Here is a 20147-nt window from a genome sequence, read left to right as displayed (position 1 = left end):
CAATTTACCCGCCAATTCTTGTTGAACATCTATACTTTTTTTGTATTTTTATGCGATTCATTGATTTCTGCTGTACGTGCAGGAAGGAATCGCAGAGCAACAGTGAAAGAATATGGTTGCTAATGATTTTATTTGATTGATTTCTTTATTGAAAATCAACAATGTGCTTAAAAATCATTCGGGTCGGATTGCCGCGAAAGAAGTGATACACTAGCGCGTCAATATCAGTGCGGTATCAGTATTCAGGTAGCTGTTGAGCCTGGGGCGGTAGCGTGCTTTTTCTGCTTCACCTTAATCGGATAATCTCAACAAAAAGAGTTACTTGTGGATAAGCCATTTCGAAGAATTTTGCTCATTAAGATGCGTTTTCATGGGGATATGTTATTAACTACTCCCGTCATTAGTTCTCTGAAAAAAAATTACCCTGACGCAAAAATCGATGTGCTGCTTTATCAGGACACCATCCCGATCCTGTCTGAAAATCCAGAGATTAACGCGCTCTACGGCATAAAAAATAAAAAAGCAAAAGCCTCAGAAAAAATTGCCAACTTTTTTCATCTCATCAAGGTATTACGTGCCAATAAGTATGACCTTATCGTCAATCTTACCGATCAATGGATGGTTGCTATACTGGTTCGCTTATTAAATGCTCGTGTGAAAATTTCCCAGGATTATCATCATCGGCAGTCTGCTTTTTGGCGTAAAAGTTTCACCCATTTGGTGCCGTTGCAGGGTGGAAATGTGGTGGAAAGTAACTTATCCGTGCTGACACCATTGGGACTTGATTCGTTGGTGAAGCAGACAACCATGAGTTACCCGCCTGCAAGCTGGAAACGTATGCGTCGCGAACTTGATCACGCTGGTGTTGGACAAAATTATGTGGTTATCCAACCTACGGCGCGGCAAATCTTCAAATGCTGGGACAACGCCAAGTTTTCCGCTGTGATTGATGCCTTACATGCTCGTGGTTATGAAGTCGTTCTGACGTCCGGCCCAGATAAAGACGATCTGGCCTGCGTCAATGAAATTGCGCAGGGATGCCAGACGCCACCAGTAACGGCGCTGGCTGGAAAGGTGACCTTCCCGGAACTTGGTGCGTTAATCGATCATGCGCAGCTGTTTATTGGCGTTGATTCCGCACCGGCGCATATTGCCGCTGCAGTTAATACGCCGCTGATATCGCTGTTTGGCGCAACAGATCATATTTTCTGGCGTCCCTGGTCAAATAACATGATTCAATTCTGGGCGGGAGATTACCGGGAAATGCCAACGCGCGATCAGCGTGACCGAAATGAGATGTATCTTTCGGTTATTCCGGCGGCAGATGTCATTGCTGCTGTCGATAAATTACTGCCCTCCTCCACGACAGGTACGTCGTTATGATCGTTGCTTTTTGTTTATATAAATATTTTCCCTTTGGCGGTTTGCAGCGCGATTTTATGCGTATTGCTCAGACAGTCGCCGCCCGAGGTCATCATGTTCGGGTTTATACCCAGTCGTGGGAAGGCGAATGCCCTGATGTATTTGAAGTGATCAAAGTGCCGGTTAAATCGCATACCAATCACGGGCGCAATGCGGAGTATTTTGCCTGGGTGCAAAAACATTTACGCGAACATCCCGTCGATAAAGTCGTTGGATTCAACAAAATGCCGGGGCTGGACGTTTATTATGCCGCTGATGTTTGTTATGCCGAGAAAGTAGCGCAGGAAAAAGGCTTTTTCTATCGCCTGACGTCACGTTATCGCCATTATGCCGCCTTTGAGCGGGCAACCTTCGAACAGGGCAAGCCGACACAGCTGCTGATGCTGACAGATAAGCAAATCGCCGATTTCCAGAAACATTATCAGACTGAAGCGGAGCGTTTTCATATTCTGCCACCGGGGATTTATCCTGATCGTAAATATAGCCAGCAGCCAGCCAATAGCCGTGAAATCTTCCGTAAGAAGAATGGAATAACCGAACAACAATATTTATTGTTGCAGGTCGGTTCAGACTTCACGCGTAAAGGTGCCGATCGTTCCATTGAAGCACTTGCTTCGTTACCGGATTCGCTGCGCCACAACACATTGCTATATGTTGTTGGGCAGGATAAACCGCGAAAATTTGAGGCACTGGCAGAAAAACGCGGCGTGCGCAGTAATGTTCACTTCTTCTCGGGGCGCAACGATGTCTCGGAATTAATGGCGGCGGCGGATTTATTACTGCATCCTGCCTACCAGGAAGCGGCGGGAATTGTGCTGCTGGAAGCGATTACTGCAGGATTACCGGTACTAACAACTGCCGTTTGTGGCTATGCGCATTATATTGTCGACGCTAATTGCGGCGAGGCTATTGCTGAGCCATTCCGCCAGGAAACATTGAATGAGATTTTACGCAAAGCGTTAACGCAATCTTCATTGCGCCAGGCTTGGGCGGAAAATGCGCGACATTATGCTGATACACAAGATTTATACAGTCTGCCAGAGAAAGCGGCGGATATCATAACGGGTGGTCTGGATGGTTGAACTTAAAGAGCCGTTTGCCACGTTATGGCGCGGCAAAGATCCTTTTGAGGAAGTTAAAACCTTGCAGGGTGAGGTATTTCGTGAACTGGAAACTCGCCGTACTCTGCGCTTTGAAATGGCGGGAAAAAGCTATTTTCTCAAATGGCATCGCGGCACGACCCTGAAAGAGATAATCAAAAATTTACTCTCATTGCGGATGCCAGTATTAGGCGCAGACCGCGAATGGAATGCGATTCATCGACTGCGGGATGTCGGCGTTGATACTATGTATGGGGTGGCATTCGGCGAAAAAGGCATGAATCCGCTGACCAGAACCTCGTTTATTATTACCGAAGATCTGACACCAACCATCAGTCTGGAAGATTACTGTGCTGACTGGGCGACCAACCCACCAGATGTTCGCGTAAAGCGTATGCTTATTAAGCGTGTCGCGACGATGGTGCGCGATATGCATGCTGCGGGCATTAACCATCGTGACTGTTATATCTGTCATTTCCTGCTGCACTTGCCTTTTTCCGGTAAGGAAGAGGAGTTAAAAATTTCGGTAATTGACCTACACCGGGCGCAGCTTCGCACGCGCGTTCCAGGTCGTTGGCGCGATAAAGATCTTATAGGGCTTTATTTTTCTTCAATGAATATTGGCCTGACTCAGCGGGATATCTGGCGCTTTATGAAGGTGTATTTTGCCGCCCCGCTTAAAGACATTCTCAAGCAGGAACAAGGACTGCTGTCGCAAGCAGAAGCAAAAGCCACAAAAATCAGGGAAAGAACGATTCGAAAATCGTTGTAACCCGTAACTTATTTTTGCCAAAATTTTGGATACAGAATAAATATGTCTCAACTCAATGATAGTGACATCATCCTTTTTGAGTATAATTTTCATTATCAAAATATAAGATCTAAAAATACTCTTGATATAGCATTTGGTATTGACAGAAATTTTCTTTTTGGATGTGGTGTAGCCATCGCATCTATTCTATTAAACAATAGAGAAATCTCTTGTGAATTTCATGTTTTCACAGATTATATCAGTGATAAAGACAAATTATATTTTTCTGATTTAGCAAAACAATATAATTCAAGAATTAATATTTATGTTATCAATTGTGATAAGCTGAAGTCATTACCAAGCACGAAAAACTGGACTTACGCAACATATTTTCGATTTATAATTGCAGATTATTTCTATCATAAACATGAAAAAATACTATATCTTGATGCAGATATTGCTTGCAAGGGTAGTATTAAAGAACTCTTAGATTATCAATTTTCTACTAATGAAATTGCCGCAGTTGTAGCTGAAAGAGATATTGAATGGTGGCAAAATCGAGCCTCGGTATTAACTACACCACAGTTAGCTTCTGGATATTTCAATGCTGGTTTTTTACTGATAAATATTGATGAGTGGAATCTAAATAACATTTCGTCAAAAGCTATTGAAATGTTGCGTGACCCAGATTGGGTAAGTAAAATCACCCACCTTGATCAAGATGTACTGAATGTATTATTGAATGGTAAAGTGAAGTTTATTTCGGAGAAATATAATACCCGATATAGTATTAACTATGAATTAAAAGACAAAGTTGATAATCCAGTCAATGATGACACCGTGTTTATACACTATGTGGGACCTACAAAACCCTGGCATGAGTGGGCTGATTATCCGGTTTCACGTAGTTTTTTGATCGCCAAAGCAGCTTCTCCGTGGAGTAAAGAAGATTTACTTAAACCTGTAAATAGCAATCAGTATCGGTATTGTGCAAAACATAAATTTAAACAAAAGCATTATATGGCAGGCATTTTTAATTATTTAAAGTATTATAAAGAAAAATGCTTCTAAAGATTTAAGGTTAAAATAATTCATTATGATATATAATAAAACGATAAATGGGTTGAAAGTTTTCATAAAAGATAATGATCCCTTTTATGAGCAAGTTCTAAATGACTTTTTAACTTGCAGGGTTAAAACATTAAAAGTTTTTCGTTCTATTGATGATACTAAAGTCATTCTTATTGACACTGCTCGTGGACCTCTTGTACTTAAAGTTTATGCGCCAAAGCATAAAATGACCGAACGTTTCTTAAAATCTTGCATAAAAAAAGATTATTATGAAAATTTAATTTATCAAACCGATCGGGTACGTGGTGAAGGCATCCAATCAATTAATGACTATTTTTTGCTAGCTGAACGTAAAACATTAAATTTCGCTCATTATTATATTATGCTCATTGAGTATATTGAAGGTGTCGGGTTAAATGAGTATTTGGAAATTTCTGAAGATCTGAAGGATCAATTATCAGAATCGATAAAAGAGTTGCATCAGCATGGAATGGTGTCTGGCGATCCTCATAAAGGAAATTTTATAGTATCCGAAAAAGGTTTAAGACTAATTGACCTTTCAGGTAAAAAAACAACCGCTGTTTTAAAAGCAAAAGATCGCATTGATCTTGAACGGCACTATAATATAAAAAATGAATTGAAAGACTTTGGCTATACATATCTTATATTCAAAAAGAAAATTAAAAAAGTAATCAGGGATGTAAAAGTCAAACTAGGATTGAAGAGCAAATAATGATTATGATGAAGGGTAATTAAATTGGATTTTAAACATCTTACTCAATTTAAAGATATAATTGAACTGGACAAGCGCCCCGTTAAACTTGATGAACGGGAAACGTTTAATGTCTCATGGGGTATTGATGAGAACTACCAGGTTGGGGCTGCGATTTCAATTGCTTCAATTCTTGAAAAGAATAAACAAAACAAATTTACCTTTCACATAATCGCTGATTACTTAGACAAAGAGTATATTGAATTATTATCACAATTAGCAACGAAGTATCAAACAGTAATTAAATTATATCATATTGATTCTGAGCCATTGAAGGCGCTACCTCAATCAAATATCTGGCCAGTATCTATTTATTATCGTTTGCTTTCATTTGATTATTTTTCTGCGCGATTGGATTCATTATTATATCTTGATGCTGATATCGTCTGTAAGGGTTCATTGAACGAGTTAATAGCATTAGAGTTTAAAGATGAATATGGGGCAGTGGTAATTGATGTAGATGCTATGCAAAGTAAAAGCGCTGAGCGTTTGTGTAATGAGGATTTTAACGGTAGCTATTTTAACTCTGGTGTAATGTATATTAATTTACGGGAATGGTTAAAACAAAGACTAACGGAAAAATTCTTTGATCTATTATCAGATGAGTCAATTATAAAAAAATTAAAGTACCCGGATCAAGATATTTTAAACTTAATGTTTCTACATCATGCTAAAATATTACCGAGAAAATATAATTGTATTTATACTATAAAGTCAGAATTTGAAGAAAAAAATAGTGAATATTACACCCGGTTTATTAATGATGACACTGTCTTCATACATTATACTGGTATAACTAAGCCATGGCATGATTGGGCGAACTACGCCTCTGCAGATTATTTTCGTAATATTTATAATATATCACCATGGAGAAATATACCTTATAAAAAAGCTGTTAAAAAACATGAGCACAAAGAAAAATATAAACACTTGCTTTACCAGAAAAAATTTCTCGATGGTGTTTTTACAGCAATTAAATATAATGTTATGAAAGGTTAATATACGAGATGGTTGATAAAATAATATTTACGGTTACTCCTATTTTTTCAATTCCTCCTCGCGGAGCGGCTGCTGTTGAAACGTGGATGTATCAGGTTGCTCAGCGTACCAATTTTCCAAATCGTATTGTTTGTATCAAAAATCCAGGATACTCAAATTACACCTTTGTTAATGATAATTGTAGTATTCATAGGGTTGGATTCAGTCGCATATATAAGCGGTTATTTCAAAAATGGACAAGACTTGATCCTCTTCCATATTCACAGAGAATATTGAATATTGCACATGATTTTCCTATAACGAAAGAAAGTGTTATTGTAGTTCATAATAGCATGAAGCTATACACTCAAATTCGTAAGCTAGCTCCTCAGGCAAGAGTGGTTATACATATGCATAATGCATTTGAACCAAAATTGCTTGAGCAAAATGTTAAAATGATAGTCCCTAGTTTATACTTGAAAAAGTATTACCAATCTTATTTAGCAAATGCAGATATTGAGATTGTACCAAATGGAATTGATTTAGAAACCTATCAATCTAATTTTCAGCCGATCACTAGAAGCGAACTTAATATCTCTCCTGAAGAGAAAATTATTTTTTATGCTGGGCGTATCGTCCCTGACAAAGGCATATTGCTGTTGATGCAATCATTCGAAAAATTGGCCGCTGCTCACAAAAATTTAAAATTAGTTGTGATTGGTGATTATACAGAAATGAGTAAAAGTGACAAAGGTGCATATCAACGCAATGTCAGGGAAATTGCAAAACGTTTGAAGGATCGTTGCATTATGTTAGGAAGCATACCGCCTGAAAAGATGTATTGTTATTACCCACTGGCAGATTTAGTCGTCATTCCTTCCCAGTTCCAGGAACCATTTTGCATGGTGGCAATTGAAGCTATGGGTGCTGGTAAGCCTGTTTTAGTGAGTACGCGTGGGGGGATGACGGAATTTGTCAAAGAAAATACTACGGGATTCCATTTAAAAGAACCTATGACTGCAGACTCCATAAGCAGCGATATTTTAAAAACGTTAGCGAATCCTGAATTAACAGCAGTTGCAAAGCAAGGTCAGGACTTTGTGTTTGATCACTACAGTTGGGATGGCGTAACTCAAAGATTCGAAGAGGTTATTCATAATTGGTTTGAATAAATAAAAAGGCCGCATTATGCAGCCTTTTTTATTTTTTACTTGTTTTTCATCGCTAATAATAAGCCGGCGTAAACGCCTAATAAATTTGGTTCAATTTGTTCTACGTTTCCACGGATAACAAAATAACCTATAAAAGATAGTAAGATTATATAATATGCATTATATGGTGAGCGATATTTATTCTTGACGCCATTTTTTATACACTCTTTCAATATTGCACAGTATAGCATCATAAGACTTACCAGCCCTAATAAACCAGTGCCAAACCAGATGAATAGCGCAAAATTATGTGGCCCTATTGATTGTCTAAAGGTCCATTCTGGATAATCAATGACACGTTTATTATAGACATCTTTATATGCAACGTTACCGTAACCATAACCAATAACAGGATTTTCTAATATTAGATCGAGTGCGCTGCCTTGAGTACCATTTGCATAGCGATAAGAACTATTAGTTTGTTGAAGTTTATACGTTAGCTTTGCGGTCATCTCCTTATGTGTGAAAATAACCGACAATGCAATGATGGAAACCATTACTCCTACTAATAGTAACTTCCATTGTTTAAACATCAGAATCCATATTAATCCAATGACTAACACGGAAAGCCAGGCCCCTCTGGATAAAGTTCCTAATATCAGAAAAATAAAAATAACGCTTAGAACCACAAAAGAAATGCGGTATTTTGCTGATTTGATAAGCCAGAGATTTAACAATGCAGGGAATAAAAAGACCATCGAGTCAGAAATGCTACGGTGTCTATAATCTGCGAATGGCATTATCCCTTGTTGATAGTCCTTATAATAGGTAATCAATTCAGAAAAACAGCGTAAGCCCAACGCACTAATAAATGAGAAGAAAACGATTTTTTCGACATCTTCTCTTTTCTCGTCTCTCAATATGACCGGTATTGCTATTGTGCATAGTAAAGTATTCTCAATAATAGCTTTGAAAACTTCCTTCATGCTAGCACCTGCATCAGGGGATTGAAGAAGTGACAGCAATGCAGCAATAGTTAATATGGCAACACTACCAAAAAGAAATGTTTTAAATAGTGAGAGATAGTGTTTTGGCCGTTTGCAGAGATAGACGATTGTCGTTATTGTCATAAGAATAACAATAAGATGTTTATACCTTGTAATCCCACCCAAAAAATAGGTGGTAATGAATAAGAATACGAGAGCTCTGTTCCAGTACGCTATCCAGTTTTTTTTCTCGAGAGAGAAAAATAATGTTGAGGTCATCTTATCTCCGATGTCAACTTATTGGTTATTATTTCAAGATTTAAATTTTGAAAAACGGTTTGAGCTGGCAAATCTGCAAGAGACATACTTGTAGAACGACACTCTACTTGATTCTTCCCATACCCACCAATTAATCCCGGATCGGTTGGTCCATAAACCGTGATATTGGGTCTATCCAGTGCCGCCGTTAAATGGCTTAACCCCGTATCCACCGACACTACAAATTTAGCCCCGGCCAGCACGCGGGCAACGCCTTCCAGACTCATCTTCGGCAATACTTCAACATAAGCAAATCCTTCCGCCAGTCGTTTCGCCCGTTCTTCCTCATGCGGCGCGCCCCACGGAAGTTTAATCCGTATTCCTGAATCAGCCAGTAAACCAATCAATTCTCGCCAGTGTTCTTCCGGCCAGTGTTTATCATCACGGGTCGTCGCATGAAGAAATACGGCATATTCGCCAGCATCTGTAGGCAGGTTCGTCAGAAAATGCTGTGCGATAGCATAATCGCCCTGGGTTTGCGGTTTGCTATAGCCCAAACTTTTGGCAAACAGTTCGCGGGTGCGTTCTACGGCGTGCTGCTGTTTTGCAATATGATGCTTACAATTGTAAAACAGGCTGGCTAAAGGTTCGCGAGCGGTTTGCCAGTCCAATCCATGCTTTACGCCATGCGCCAGACGTGTCACCAGTGCCGCGCTTTTTACCAGCCCCTGAGCGTCGATAACTGCGTCATAGTTCTCTGCTTGTAGCGCTTCACGAAACGCTTTGCGTTCAGCTTTTATGGGGGCCGAGAACCAGGCTTTACGCCAGCGACGTATTGCCACAGGAATAACTCGCTCAACGGCAGCGTGCCAGGAAGGAATCTGTGCGAACCCTTCTTCCACCACCCAGTCAAACTTAATCCCTGGGATTGCCTGCTGGGCATCAGTGAGTGCGGGCAACGTATGGAGAACATCGCCCATCGACGATGTTTTAACGATCAAAACCCGCATCCGTCAGGCTTCCTCTTGTAACAATAGCGCGTTGAGTTCTTCCAGTACGCGCTGGGGAGTAATGTCGATCAAGCTCTGGTGATAACCCTCCGCAGCGTCACCTTTACGCACTTTGTGATAGCCGGTAATCAGACGGATCACGCGCGCTTTATGGGATAGCGGCGGTGTGAAGTCCGGGCTACTTGGACCATACAGGGCAACCAGCGGACGATTGAGCGCCGCCGCAACGTGCATCAGGCCAGAATCGTTAGTGACAATGGCTTTACAGGCTGCAATCAAGATAACCGCTTGATCAAGCTGTGTTTCCCCCGCCAGGTTCCGACACCATGCCTGCTGCTCGGTATTCAAAGCGGCAAGAATCTCATTGCCCGCTTCATGATCTTTCGCAGAGCCAAACAGAACCACCTGATAACCTTCATCAATCAGCTGCTTTGCCAGTTCCGCATAGTGGTAGTGTGGCCAGCGTTTTGCCGGACCAAACTCCGCACCCGGGCAAAAGCCAATCATCGGACGTTCTGATGAAAGCGAAAATTGATTACAGGTATATGATTTTTCACCTTCGCTCACCTGCAACTGCGGCCATAACAATGGCTGCGGCAGATCTTGTGCGGTACGCATAATGCCTTTGTCATAGGCCAGCGCGACATAGCGTTCCACCATTAGCGGCCAGGCTTCTTTATCGAGCACGCGTACATCGTTGAGTAAACCGTAGCGCATCTCGCCGCGCCAGCCGGTGCGATGAGGAATACCCGCGAAGAAAGGCACTAATGCAGATTTGAAGGAGTTTGGTAAGACGTAGGCGCGGTCGTAGCGCTTTTCACGCAGGCTATGACCCAGTTTGCGGCGTTCGCCGATTTCCAGCGCTCCGTGACCGAGAGGCATAGGGATAGCTTCGTTAACTTCCGGCATCCGCGATAATAATGGACGGCACCATGCCGGTGCCATCACATCGATTATCGCCTGGGGATAGCGCGCCTGGAGCGTGCGATAGAGACTTTGCGACATCATCATGTCGCCAACCCAAGACGGGCCGATCACCAGTATTTTCATGCAGAGCTCTTATGCGTCGCGATTCAGCCAGGCCATGTATTCCGTTACACCTTCAGCAACGGTTTTGAACGGTTTGTCGTAACCCGCCGCGCGCAGATTTGTCAGATCTGCCTGAGTGAACGCCTGGTAGCGGCCTTTCAGCTTATCCGGGAACGGAATGTATTCGATCTGGCCTTTCTTGTGATAAGCCAGCGTAGCATCTGCTACTGCCTGGAAGGATTCTGCACGACCGGTGCCGAGGTTGAAGATACCGGAAACGCCATTTTCCAGGAACCACAGGTTTACATCTGCCACGTCGCCCACATAGACGAAGTCACGTTTGAAGTTCTCGCTACCTTCGAACAGCTTCGGTGATTCACCGTTATTAAGCTGGGTGTTGAGATGGAAAGCGACGCTCGCCATGCTGCCTTTATGGCCTTCACGCGGTCCATAAACGTTGAAATAGCGGAAGCCAACAATCTGCGAGTTCGCTTCTGGCAGGATTTGACGAACATATTCATCAAACAGGAATTTTGAGTAACCGTAGACATTCAACGGTTTTTCGTACTCGCGGGATTCAATAAAGTCGGAGGTGCGTCCGCCGTAGGTGGCTGCGGAAGAGGCATACAGGAACGGGATTTCGCGCTCCAGACAGTAGTGCAGCAGCTCTTTGGAGTATTGATAGTTGTTATCCATCATATACTTGCCATCCCACTCGGTGGTGGAAGAGCATGCGCCTTCGTGGAAAATCGCTTCGACATCACCGAACTCTTCGCCAGCCATAATCTGGATCAGGAAGTCTTCCTTATCCATATAGTCCGCGATATCCAGATCCACCAGGTTCACAAACTTGGTGCCGTCTTTCAGGTTGTCCACCACCAGAATATCGGTGATGCCTTTATCATTCAGGGCCTTAACGATGTTGCTGCCGATAAAGCCCGCGCCGCCGGTAACGATGATCATAACTGTAACCTTCGAATTATGGAGTCAGAGACAATCTCAGACACGAATGTCTGTAATCATACCATCACATCCGAATCCCTTCAGCCCTTTACATAGAGGTGCAAGGATGCTAATTGCAACAAACTAGTTTGGGTTTTAGCTAGTCCTTCATGGCGGATGTTGGTTTTGCATGTGAATAGTGCTTTAGTATCAATATTCCGATGTATGATAAATAACGGAATCATTTGAATGGATAATATACAGTATACATTCTGTTAATATTTATGATATAATTCTTTTTTTATATTAATGGTCTTATTAGTAATGAAATCATCCACCACAATTATCACTGCATATTTTGACATTGGTAGAGGGGATTGGACTGCTAATAAAGGGTTCCGTGAAAAACTAGCTCGTTCAGTTGATGTTTATTTTAGTTACTTTGAGCGTCTGGCCGCACTTGAAAATGAGATGATTATTTTCACTTCTCCCGATTTGAAACCAAGGATTGAAGCGATTCGCAACGGAAAACCAACAACGGTTATCGTTATCGATATAAAAAAGAAATTTAGATATATCAGAAGTCGTATCGAAAAAATTCAAAAAGATGAGTCATTTACAAATAGACTTGAGCCTCGACAATTAAAAAACCCAGAGTACTGGTCACCAGAGTATGTTTTGGTATGTAACCTTAAGGCCTATTTTGTAAATAAAGCTATCAACATGGGTTTAGTGAAAACGCCTCTTGTTGCGTGGATAGATTTTGGCTATTGCCGTAAGCCAAATGTAACTCGAGGATTGAAAATTTGGGATTTCCCATTTGATGAAAATAAGATGCATCTTTTCACTATAAAAAAAGGGCTTACTGTTACATCTCAACAACAGGCTTTTGATTTCATGATTGGCAATCATGTATATATTATTGGGGGCGCAATTGTTGGTTCACAGCATAAATGGAAAGAATTCTATAAATTAGTTCTGGAAAGTCAAAAAATAACACTAAACAATAACATTGTGGACGATGACCAGGGCATTTTTGTCATGTGCTATTACAAACGTTCCGATCTCTTCAACCTAAACTATCTGGGGAGAGGAAAATGGTTCGATTTGTTTCGCTGCTTCAGGAGTAACACTTTAGGGGCAAAAATGCAGGCGCTGAGAATTTTCCTTTCAAGAAAATAGGTTTCCCTCCATTAGTGGGTAGCGTTTTGATGCCAACTGAGATAGGAAAAATGATGCTTTGGCATCATTTTTTCTTTTTATATCAATGCAGTAAAATCACTCATCATTATGCTCAGCCAAAACTGTACAGTTTTTCTACTATCTGTAGGTGTTGAGAGACATCAAGATACACGTTATTTATCCTGAATTTTGCAGAAGTGTTAACGCATCATCTCGTCGCGACCTATAAGTTTGGGTAATATGTGCTGGAATTTGCCCTGTCTGGAGAATCGCAATGCGTGGAGAATTTTATCAGCAGTTAACCAACGATCTGGAAACCGCACGGGCGGAAGGGTTGTTTAAAGAAGAGCGCATTATTACGTCTGCGCAGCAAGCAGATATCACCGTGGCTGATGGAAGCCACGTCATTAACTTTTGTGCCAACAACTATCTCGGGCTGGCGAATCATCCGGATCTGATTGCGGCAGCAAAGGCGGGAATGGATTCTCACGGTTTCGGCATGGCTTCGGTGCGTTTTATTTGCGGCACTCAGGACAGCCATAAAGAGCTTGAACAAAAACTGGCGGCATTCCTGGGGATGGAAGATGCGATTCTCTACTCTTCCTGCTTTGATGCTAACGGTGGCCTGTTTGAAACGCTGCTGGGCGCGGAAGACGCCATTATCTCCGACGCACTGAACCACGCGTCTATTATTGATGGTGTGCGTCTGTGTAAAGCTAAACGCTATCGCTATGCCAACAACGATATGCAGGAGCTTGAAGCTCGTCTGAAAGAAGCGCGTGAAGCCGGTGCGCGTCATGTGCTGATTGCCACCGATGGTGTGTTCTCGATGGACGGCGTGATTGCCAATCTGAAGGGCGTTTGCGATCTGGCAGATAAATACGATGCCCTGGTGATGGTAGACGACTCCCACGCGGTCGGTTTTGTCGGTGAAAATGGTCGTGGTTCCCATGAATACTGCGATGTGATGGGGCGTGTCGACATCATCACCGGCACGCTCGGTAAAGCGCTGGGCGGGGCTTCTGGTGGTTATACCGCGGCGCGCAAAGAAGTGGTTGAGTGGCTGCGCCAGCGTTCTCGTCCGTACCTGTTCTCCAACTCGCTGGCACCAGCAATTGTCGCCGCTTCCATCAAAGTGCTGGAGATGGTTGAAGCGGGTAGCGAGTTGCGTGACCGTCTGTGGGCGAACGCGCGTCAGTTCCGTGAGCAAATGTCGGCGGCGGGCTTTACCCTGGCGGGAGCCGATCACGCCATTATTCCGGTCATGCTTGGTGATGCGGTAGTGGCGCAGAAATTTGCCCGAGAGCTGCAAAAAGAGGGCATTTACGTCACCGGTTTCTTCTATCCGGTCGTTCCGAAAGGTCAGGCGCGTATTCGTACCCAGATGTCTGCGGCGCATACCCCTGAGCAAATTACGCGTGCAGTAGAAGCATTCACGCGTATTGGTAAACAACTGGGCGTTATCGCCTGAGGATGTGAGATGAAAGCGTTATCCAAACTGAAAGCGGAAGAGGGCATCTGGATGACCGACGTCCCTGTACCGGAACTCGGGCATAACGATCTGCTGATTAAAATCCGTAAAACAGCCATCTGCGGGACTGACGTTCACATCTATAACTGGGATGAGTGGTCGCAAAAAACCATCCCGGTGCCGATGGTCGTGGGCCATGAATATGTCGGTGAAGTGGTAGGTATTGGTCAGGAAGTGAAAGGCTTCAAAATCGGCGATCGCGTTTCTGGCGAAGGCCATATCACCTGCGGTCACTGTCGCAACTGTCGTGGCGGTCGTACCCATCTGTGCCGCAACACCATTGGTGTCGGTGTTAACCGTCCGGGCTGCTTCGCCGAATATCTGGTGATTCCGGCGTTCAACGCTTTCAAAATCCCCGACAATATCTCCGACGACCTGGCTTCCATTTTTGATCCCTTCGGTAACGCCGTGCATACCGCGCTGTCGTTCGATCTGGTGGGCGAAGATGTGCTGGTTTCTGGTGCAGGTCCGATAGGTATTATGGCTGCGGCGGTGGCGAAACACGTTGGTGCACGCAATGTGGTGATCACCGATGTTAACGAATACCGCCTTGAGCTGGCGCGCAAAATGGGTATCACCCGTGCGGTTAACGTCGCGAAAGAAAACCTTAATGATGTGATGGCTGAACTGGGCATGACCGAAGGCTTTGATGTCGGTCTGGAAATGTCCGGCGCGCCGCCAGCGTTTCGTACCATGCTCGATACCATGAACCACGGCGGTCGTATTGCGATGCTGGGTATTCCACCGTCTGATATGTCTATCGACTGGACCAAAGTGATCTTTAAAGGCTTGTTCATTAAAGGCATTTACGGTCGTGAGATGTTTGAAACCTGGTACAAGATGGCGGCGCTGATTCAGTCTGGCCTCGATCTCTCGCCGATCATTACCCATCGTTTCTCTATCGATGATTTCCAGAAGGGCTTTGACGCTATGCGTTCGGGCCAGTCCGGGAAAGTTATTCTGAGCTGGGATTAACACGAACAAGGGCTGGTATTCCAGCCCTTTTATCTGAGGATAATCTGTTAATTATGTAAAATCCTGTCAGTGTAATAAAGAGTTCGTAATTGCGCTGATCTTTTATATAGCTGTTCTCATTATCTCTCTACCCTGAAGTGACTCTCTCACCTGTAAAAATAATATCTCACAGGCGGTAATGCTGCCAACTTACTGATTTAGTGTATGATGGTGATTTTAAGGTGCTTGCGTGGCTTCCATTTCCATCAGATGTCCTTCCTGCTCCGCTACTGAAGGCGTGGTGCGTAACGGCAAAAGCACTGCCGGACATCAGCGCTATCTCTGCTCTCATTGCCGTAAAACATGGCAACTACAGTTCACTTACACCGCCTCTCAGCCCGGTACGCACCAGAAAATCATTGATATGGCCATGAATGGCGTCGGATGTCGCGCCAGTGCACGCATTATGGGCGTTGGCCTCAACACGGTTTTACGTCACTTAAAAAACTCAGGCCGCAGTCGGTAACCTCGCGCATACAACCGGGCAGTGATGTGATTGTCTGCGCTGAAATGGACGAACATTGGGGCTACGTCGGTGCTAAATCACGTCAGCGCTGGCTGTTTTACGCGTATGACAGGATACGGAGGACGGTTGTGGCGCACGTCTTCGGTGAACGCACTCTGGCCACACTGGAGCGTCTTCTGAGCCTGCTGTCGGCCTTTGAGGTCGTGGTATGGATGACGGATGGCTGTCCGCTGTATGAATCACGCCTGAAGGGAAAGCTGCACGTTATCAGCAAGCGTTACACTCAGCGCATTGAGCGACATAATCTGAATCTGAGACAACATCTGGCAAGGCTGGTACGGAAGTCACTGTCGTTCTCAAAATCGGTGGAGCTGCATGACAAGGTCATCGGGCATTATCTGAACATAAAACACTATCAGTAAGTTGGAGTCATTACCCGGTGCGCAAAGAGCCGGATATTCTTACCCGCCAACGGATGATTGCCGAGATATTTACTTCCGGGTATGTATAAGCGCCTGATTACCAATGTGCGCAGCGTGAAGGTCGGTTACCAGGCGTTACTGTGGTCTTTCCGCTTATGGCAATGGCGCGACAAAACGCGGTCGCACCATCGCATTACGCGTAGCGCCTTTAATTTGCGCTAGCGTTAAACTTCGCCGCTTCGGGCTGTTTGCCCCAGCCTTGCCACTGATGCTGGAAGTAAACGATCAGCGTGCTCTGGCTGATGCTTTCGCTTAATACTTCAAAGAAGCGATTAGCATAAACAGGTTCTATCGGTTTCTTCGGTTTGCACAGCTTCACGCCACGGAACGGATTACGCGGTGCATCAGGCACAGCGTTTTTCGGCGGTGTAGAAGTATCAACCTGCGGTTCATTCAGCAAGCTGCTGGCTTTCACCAGCGTAATGTCTGGCGGCAGGTTATAAACCATCTGTTGTAGCACGCGTACCGTTGAAGGGTGAGGATGCCCAATGGCAATGGTTGAACCGTTGCGACGCGCCAGATCAATTGCGCGATTAAATTGCACACGGATGTCCGCTTCGTTCTGCGAATCGTCGAGGAACACCTTCCGTTTGATCACCTTCACGCCAGTACCTTGCGCGGCGCGCATCGCCTGGGTATTACCGATGGTTACGCTGTCGAGGAAGTAAAGATTGTAACGCTCCAGCGCCTGCATCACTTTCTGCATACCAAACAGGTTAGAGGTCATCTTGCTGCCCATGTGGTTGTTGATCCCCACGGCATAGGGCACGTTATTGACCGCACTACGAATAATGCGCTCAATTTCGTCGCTGCTCATCTCCGGGCGTAGCGTATTTTTCTCCAGCGGCTGTTTACTCAACGGTGCCATCGGGAGATGAATCAACACTTCGTGACCGCTGTTATGCGCTTTGGTCGCCATCTCTCTGGCGTGCGGTGAATCGGGTAATACAGCGACGGAGATAGCGGAAGGCATCGCCAGCACCTGGTTTTCGTTGTGCGGGCGATACCCAAAATCATCAATGACGATGGCAAGTTTGCCAGCAAGTACGGGGGAGGAGAGCGCCAACAGAGCGGCAAATGCAAGAACGTTACGACGAAATGGAAACAAAACTTATCTTCCCAACCACGGCTGTGGATTGACCGCCTGACCCTGGCGGCGAATTTCGAAATAGAGTGAAGGCCGACCCTGACCGCCACTGCTGCCCACCAGTGCAATTGGCTGGCCCGCGCGAACCTGCGAACCAACGCTCACCAGTGCGCTCTGATTATAGCCGTAAAGACTCATGTCGCCTTTACCGTGCTCAACCACCACCACCAGACCGTAACCTTGCAGCCAGTCAGCCAGAATCACTCGACCGTCGGCAATTGCTTTAACTTCAGTACCTTCAGAGGCACCGATAACCATCCCTTTCCAGCGTAATTCACCCTGTAGCTGCTCGCCATAGCGATGCAGCGTCGGCCCGCGAACCGGCCAGAATGCCTGACCACGCGGCGCACCCAGGCCACCAGTTCGGGACATCAGCGATTTTTCGCTTTCGGTCGGTTTGTAGGTGGTGCCTTTGCGCGTCGCTTCTTTCTGGCGCTCGCGAACCGCCTGGGCCTCACGCGCTTCTCGTTCAGCACGCGCTTTCGCCGCGGCTTCAGCACGGGCAATGCTGTTACGCAGACGGGATTCGTTGGCACGCAGTTCACTTAGCTGCTGCTGACCTTGCTGGATGGAAGATTCCAGCCCCGCCAGCGTCTTTTTACGCTCGTTCAGAGCCTGAGTCAGTTTCGCCTGTTGGGCGCGCTGTTCATATAACAGCGTTTGTTGCTCGCTTTGTTTCTCTTCCAGTTCAGCACGCTGCATGGTGACTTCTTCACGCGTTTGCTTCAACTGGGCAATGGTTTCTTGTCGCGCCTGGTTGAGATAGCCGAAATAAGCCTGTAAACGCTGTCCACGCTGGCTTTCTTCACCGCTGAGAATTAGCTGAATACCGGTATGCTCGCCCTGACGGAATGCGGCATCCAGTTGTGCGGCGAGGCTGCGCTCCTGGGCGGCTTTTTGCTGCTCCAGTTTGGCAATCGACGCGTTCATCTCATCAATCTGTTTATTGAGTTGATTGAGCGTGTTTTGCGTTTCGCGCAGCTTACGGGTGGCTTCAGAGATCGCTTCTTCCTGCTTTTTCAATTGTGCGAGCAGGCTTGCGCGTTGTTGTTGCTTTTGGCGTACCGCGCGCTCTTTTGCGGCGATATCGGCCTGAATAGATTTGAGTTGGTCACGCTCATCCGCGTGGGCGGAAAAGGCGCACAACAATACGCCAGCGCTAAGAACGCTGGCGTAGATGATGGGCCTGATTGCAAACCTGCGCGGTTTCACGGCCCGTGTCATGGTATTAATCGCCTTTCCCCTCATGGGGAGGGATTATTCCACGATGAACAGCGGCTTACCAGTCATCTCTTGCGGGATTTCCATACCCATCAGCGACAACATGGTCGGCGCGATGTCAGAAAGTTTGCCGCCTGCAACCGCTTTCACGTTCTTATCACCAACGTAAATCAGCGGAACTGGCAGGTTGGTGTGTGCCGTGTGTGCCTGACCCGTTGCCGGATCGCGCATCTGTTCAGCGTTACCGTGGTCAGCGGTGATCAGCAGTTGTCCACCCACGGACTCAACCGCTTTCGCGACTTCTTCCACGCAGTGATCCAGTGCTTCAACCGCTTTAACCGCCGCTTCCATCACCCCGGTGTGACCTACCATGTCGCCGTTCGGATAGTTACAGATAATGGTGTCGTATTTGCCGCTCTTGATGGCCGCAACCAGTTTTTCGGTCAGCTCTGCGGAGCTCATTTCCGGTTGCAGATCGTAGGTAGCCACTTTCGGTGAGTTGATCAGAATGCGATCTTCGCCTTTGAACGACTCTTCTACGCCACCGTTGAAGAAGAAAGTAACGTGGGCATATTTTTCGGTTTCGGAAATACGCAACTGAGTTTTGTCGTTTTTCGCCATCCACTCGCCGAAGGTGTTAACCAGGGAAGCGGGTGGGTAAGCAACCGCAGTTTTGATGTCAGCGGCGTATTCGGTCAGCATCACGAAATCGACGTTAACCACTTTCTTACGCGCGAAGCCATCGAAATCAGCGTTCACGAATGCACGAGTGATTTCACGCGCGCGGTCAGCACGGAAGTTCATGAAAATCAGCGCATCGCCGTCTTCCATTGCCGCATCTGGCTGACCTTCTGCACGAATAACGGTCGCTTTCACGAACTCGTCGTTTTCGTCGCGAGCATAAGCTGCCTGCAAACCAGCAACGGCAGTATCGGCCTGGAACTCACCCTGCGCCAGAGTCAGCAGGTCATAGGCTTTTTCAACGCGATCCCAACGGTTATCGCGGTCCATCGCGTAGTAACGACCAATGATGGACGCTACGCGGCCTTTACCCAGCGCAGCAAATTTCTCTTCAAATTTTTTCAGCGAGGATTCAGCACTGCGCGGCGGGGTGTCGCGACCGTCAAGGAATGCGTGCAGGTAGATTTTTTCTGCGCCGCGTTCAGCTGCCAGTTCTACCATCGCCATGATGTGATCTTCGTGGCTGTGTACGCCGCCTGCGGAGAGCAGACCCATAATGTGTACTGCTTTACCTGCGTTTTTCGCTTTATGTACCGCGCCAGCCAGCACTGGATTAGCAAAGAAAGCGCGATCTTTGATTTCAACGTCCAGACGAGTCAGGTCCTGATACACGATGCGGCCGGCACCCAGGTTAACGTGGCCTACTTCGGAGTTACCCATCTGACGGTCAGGCAGACCGACTTCCAGACCGGAAGCGTCGATCAGGGTATGCGGACGATTGGCCCACAGTGCATCCATTACCGGGGTTTTAGCACTAAAAATGGCGTTATCCTGCTGTTCTTCACGATAGCCATAGCCATCCAGAATCACCAGTACCATAGGTTTTTTAGAAACCGACATTGCGACAACCTCATACTCAAGAGTCAAAATTTGCGTAATTTTACTACAGCTGA

Annotated in this window: 19 protein-coding genes and 1 other annotated feature; of the genes, 12 read left to right on the top strand and 7 right to left on the bottom strand. The window is 45.5% G+C overall.

All coding sequences use genetic code 11. From position 1 onward, the window contains the following. Nucleotides 1-324: 324 nt before the first annotated feature. The 7 genes from waaQ to waaD are packed head-to-tail and all read left to right on the top strand — an operon-like array spanning nt 325 to nt 7266. Nucleotides 325-1383, top strand: coding sequence for a lipopolysaccharide core biosynthesis protein (gene waaQ / locus SF3669; protein ID NP_709409.1), 1059 nt, complete (start codon nt 325-327; stop codon nt 1381-1383). After that, a complete protein-coding gene (gene waaG / locus SF3668; protein NP_709408.1) occupies nt 1380-2504 on the top strand; it encodes an LPS alpha1,3-glucosyltransferase in 1125 nt (374 codons plus the stop codon). The genes waaQ and waaG overlap by 4 nt, the downstream gene beginning before the upstream one ends. Then, nucleotides 2488-3294, top strand: coding sequence for a lipopolysaccharide core heptose(I) kinase RfaP (gene waaP / locus SF3667; protein NP_709407.1), 807 nt, complete (start codon nt 2488-2490; stop codon nt 3292-3294). Before waaG ends, waaP begins: the two co-directional genes overlap by 17 nt. Before the next feature lie 42 nt (nt 3295-3336). Further along, a complete protein-coding gene (gene waaL, locus SF3666; RefSeq protein NP_709406.1) occupies nt 3337-4344 on the top strand; it encodes a lipopolysaccharide 1,3-galactosyltransferase in 1008 nt (335 codons plus the stop codon). Nucleotides 4345-4369: 25 nt separating this feature from the next. Then, nucleotides 4370-5077 (top strand): lipopolysaccharide core biosynthesis protein, encoded by a 708-nt coding sequence (gene waaY / locus SF3665; protein NP_709405.1) that lies wholly within the window; start codon nt 4370-4372, stop codon nt 5075-5077. Between the two features lie 24 nt (nt 5078-5101). After that, entirely contained in the window at nt 5102-6115 is a 1014-nt protein-coding gene (gene waaJ / locus SF3664; protein ID NP_709404.1) for a UDP-glucose:(galactosyl) LPS alpha1,2-glucosyltransferase, read from the top strand. A gap of 8 nt (nt 6116-6123) precedes the next feature. Further along, nucleotides 6124-7266: a lipopolysaccharide 1,2-N-acetylglucosaminetransferase gene (gene waaD / locus SF3663; protein NP_709403.1), complete on the top strand. Its 1143-nt coding sequence runs from the start codon at nt 6124-6126 to the stop codon at nt 7264-7266. Between the two features lie 35 nt (nt 7267-7301). Here the strand turns inward: waaD and waaI are convergent, their stop codons facing one another. Genes waaI through rfaD form a run of 4 tightly spaced genes read right to left on the bottom strand, consistent with a single transcriptional unit; the run spans nt 7302 to nt 11491 of the window. Next, nucleotides 7302-8510: an O-antigen ligase RfaL gene (waaI, locus tag SF3662; RefSeq protein ID NP_709402.1), complete on the bottom strand. Its 1209-nt coding sequence runs from the start codon at nt 8508-8510 to the stop codon at nt 7302-7304. Next, the gene (gene rfaC / locus SF3661; protein ID NP_709401.2) at nt 8507-9469 is read right to left on the bottom strand and encodes an ADP-heptose--LPS heptosyltransferase; all 963 of its coding nucleotides are present in this window, start codon (nt 9467-9469) and stop codon (nt 8507-8509) included. The genes waaI and rfaC overlap by 4 nt, the downstream gene beginning before the upstream one ends. A gap of 33 nt (nt 9470-9502) precedes the next feature. Continuing rightward, nucleotides 9503-10549: an ADP-heptose--LPS heptosyltransferase gene (rfaF, locus tag SF3660; RefSeq protein ID NP_709400.1), complete on the bottom strand. Its 1047-nt coding sequence runs from the start codon at nt 10547-10549 to the stop codon at nt 9503-9505. 9 nt (nt 10550-10558) lie between these two features. After that, the gene (gene rfaD / locus SF3659) at nt 10559-11491 is read right to left on the bottom strand and encodes an ADP-L-glycero-D-manno-heptose-6-epimerase (RefSeq protein ID NP_709399.1); all 933 of its coding nucleotides are present in this window, start codon (nt 11489-11491) and stop codon (nt 10559-10561) included. Between the two features lie 303 nt (nt 11492-11794). Between rfaD and htrL the strand changes: the two genes are divergently transcribed. The 5 genes from htrL (at nt 11795) to insB (ending at nt 16085) form a co-directional block, all read left to right on the top strand. After that, nucleotides 11795-12652 carry a hypothetical protein gene (gene htrL / locus SF3658; protein NP_709398.1) on the top strand — a complete coding sequence of 286 codons (858 nt, stop codon included), beginning with the start codon at nt 11795-11797 and terminating at the stop codon, nt 12650-12652. Between the two features lie 274 nt (nt 12653-12926). Then, the gene (kbl, locus tag SF3657; protein ID NP_709397.1) at nt 12927-14123 is read left to right on the top strand and encodes a 2-amino-3-ketobutyrate CoA ligase; all 1197 of its coding nucleotides are present in this window, start codon (nt 12927-12929) and stop codon (nt 14121-14123) included. A gap of 9 nt (nt 14124-14132) precedes the next feature. Beyond that, nucleotides 14133-15158: an L-threonine 3-dehydrogenase gene (gene tdh, locus SF3656; protein NP_709396.1), complete on the top strand. Its 1026-nt coding sequence runs from the start codon at nt 14133-14135 to the stop codon at nt 15156-15158. Between the two features lie 174 nt (nt 15159-15332). After that, nucleotides 15333-16100, top strand: a mobile genetic element. Then, complete coding sequence (insA, locus tag SF3655; RefSeq protein NP_709395.1) at nt 15388-15663, top strand: insertion element IS1 protein InsA; 276 nt, start codon at nt 15388-15390, stop codon at nt 15661-15663. Its footprint overlaps the feature before it by 276 nt. After that, nucleotides 15690-16085, top strand: a complete 396-nt coding sequence (insB, locus tag SF3654) for an insertion element IS1 protein InsB (RefSeq protein ID NP_709394.1) — start codon at nt 15690-15692, stop codon at nt 16083-16085. (Lies within the feature at nt 15333-16100.) A gap of 193 nt (nt 16101-16293) precedes the next feature. Here the strand turns inward: insB and yibQ are convergent. The 3 genes from yibQ to yibO form a co-directional block, all read right to left on the bottom strand. Next, complete coding sequence (gene yibQ, locus SF3653) at nt 16294-17127, bottom strand: hypothetical protein (RefSeq protein NP_709393.2); 834 nt, start codon at nt 17125-17127, stop codon at nt 16294-16296. Between the two features lie 129 nt (nt 17128-17256). Continuing rightward, nucleotides 17257-18516, bottom strand: a complete 1260-nt coding sequence (gene yibP, locus SF3652; protein NP_709392.4) for a hypothetical protein — start codon at nt 18514-18516, stop codon at nt 17257-17259. A gap of 33 nt (nt 18517-18549) precedes the next feature. Continuing rightward, nucleotides 18550-20094, bottom strand: a complete 1545-nt coding sequence (gene yibO / locus SF3651) for a 2,3-bisphosphoglycerate-independent phosphoglycerate mutase (protein ID NP_709391.2) — start codon at nt 20092-20094, stop codon at nt 18550-18552. Between the last annotated feature and the right edge of the window lie 53 nt (nt 20095-20147).

Origin of the sequence: Shigella flexneri 2a str. 301, from assembly GCF_000006925.2 — a bacterium.
Classification (GTDB): domain Bacteria; phylum Pseudomonadota; class Gammaproteobacteria; order Enterobacterales; family Enterobacteriaceae; genus ECMA0423.
The sequence above is the reverse complement of the archived record's forward strand: the minus strand, read 5'-3'. Positions and strand labels throughout refer to the sequence as shown.

Coding starts and splice junctions, on each gene's coding strand:
- waaG (NP_709408.1), top strand. CDS start 1,380: ATGATCGTTGCTTTTTGTTTATATAAATATTTTCCCTTTGGCGGTTTG.
- waaL (NP_709406.1), top strand. CDS start 3,337: ATGTCTCAACTCAATGATAGTGACATCATCCTTTTTGAGTATAATTTT.
- waaY (NP_709405.1), top strand. CDS start 4,370: ATGATATATAATAAAACGATAAATGGGTTGAAAGTTTTCATAAAAGAT.
- waaD (NP_709403.1), top strand. CDS start 6,124: ATGGTTGATAAAATAATATTTACGGTTACTCCTATTTTTTCAATTCCT.
- waaI (NP_709402.1), bottom strand. CDS start 8,510: ATGACCTCAACATTATTTTTCTCTCTCGAGAAAAAAAACTGGATAGCG.
- rfaC (NP_709401.2), bottom strand. CDS start 9,469: ATGGGCGATGTTCTCCATACGTTGCCCGCACTCACTGATGCCCAGCAG.
- rfaF (NP_709400.1), bottom strand. CDS start 10,549: ATGAAAATACTGGTGATCGGCCCGTCTTGGGTTGGCGACATGATGATG.
- rfaD (NP_709399.1), bottom strand. CDS start 11,491: ATGATCATCGTTACCGGCGGCGCGGGCTTTATCGGCAGCAACATCGTT.
- htrL (NP_709398.1), top strand. CDS start 11,795: ATGAAATCATCCACCACAATTATCACTGCATATTTTGACATTGGTAGA.
- kbl (NP_709397.1), top strand. CDS start 12,927: ATGCGTGGAGAATTTTATCAGCAGTTAACCAACGATCTGGAAACCGCA.
- tdh (NP_709396.1), top strand. CDS start 14,133: ATGAAAGCGTTATCCAAACTGAAAGCGGAAGAGGGCATCTGGATGACC.
- yibP (NP_709392.4), bottom strand. CDS start 18,516: ATGACACGGGCCGTGAAACCGCGCAGGTTTGCAATCAGGCCCATCATC.
- yibO (NP_709391.2), bottom strand. CDS start 20,094: ATGTCGGTTTCTAAAAAACCTATGGTACTGGTGATTCTGGATGGCTAT.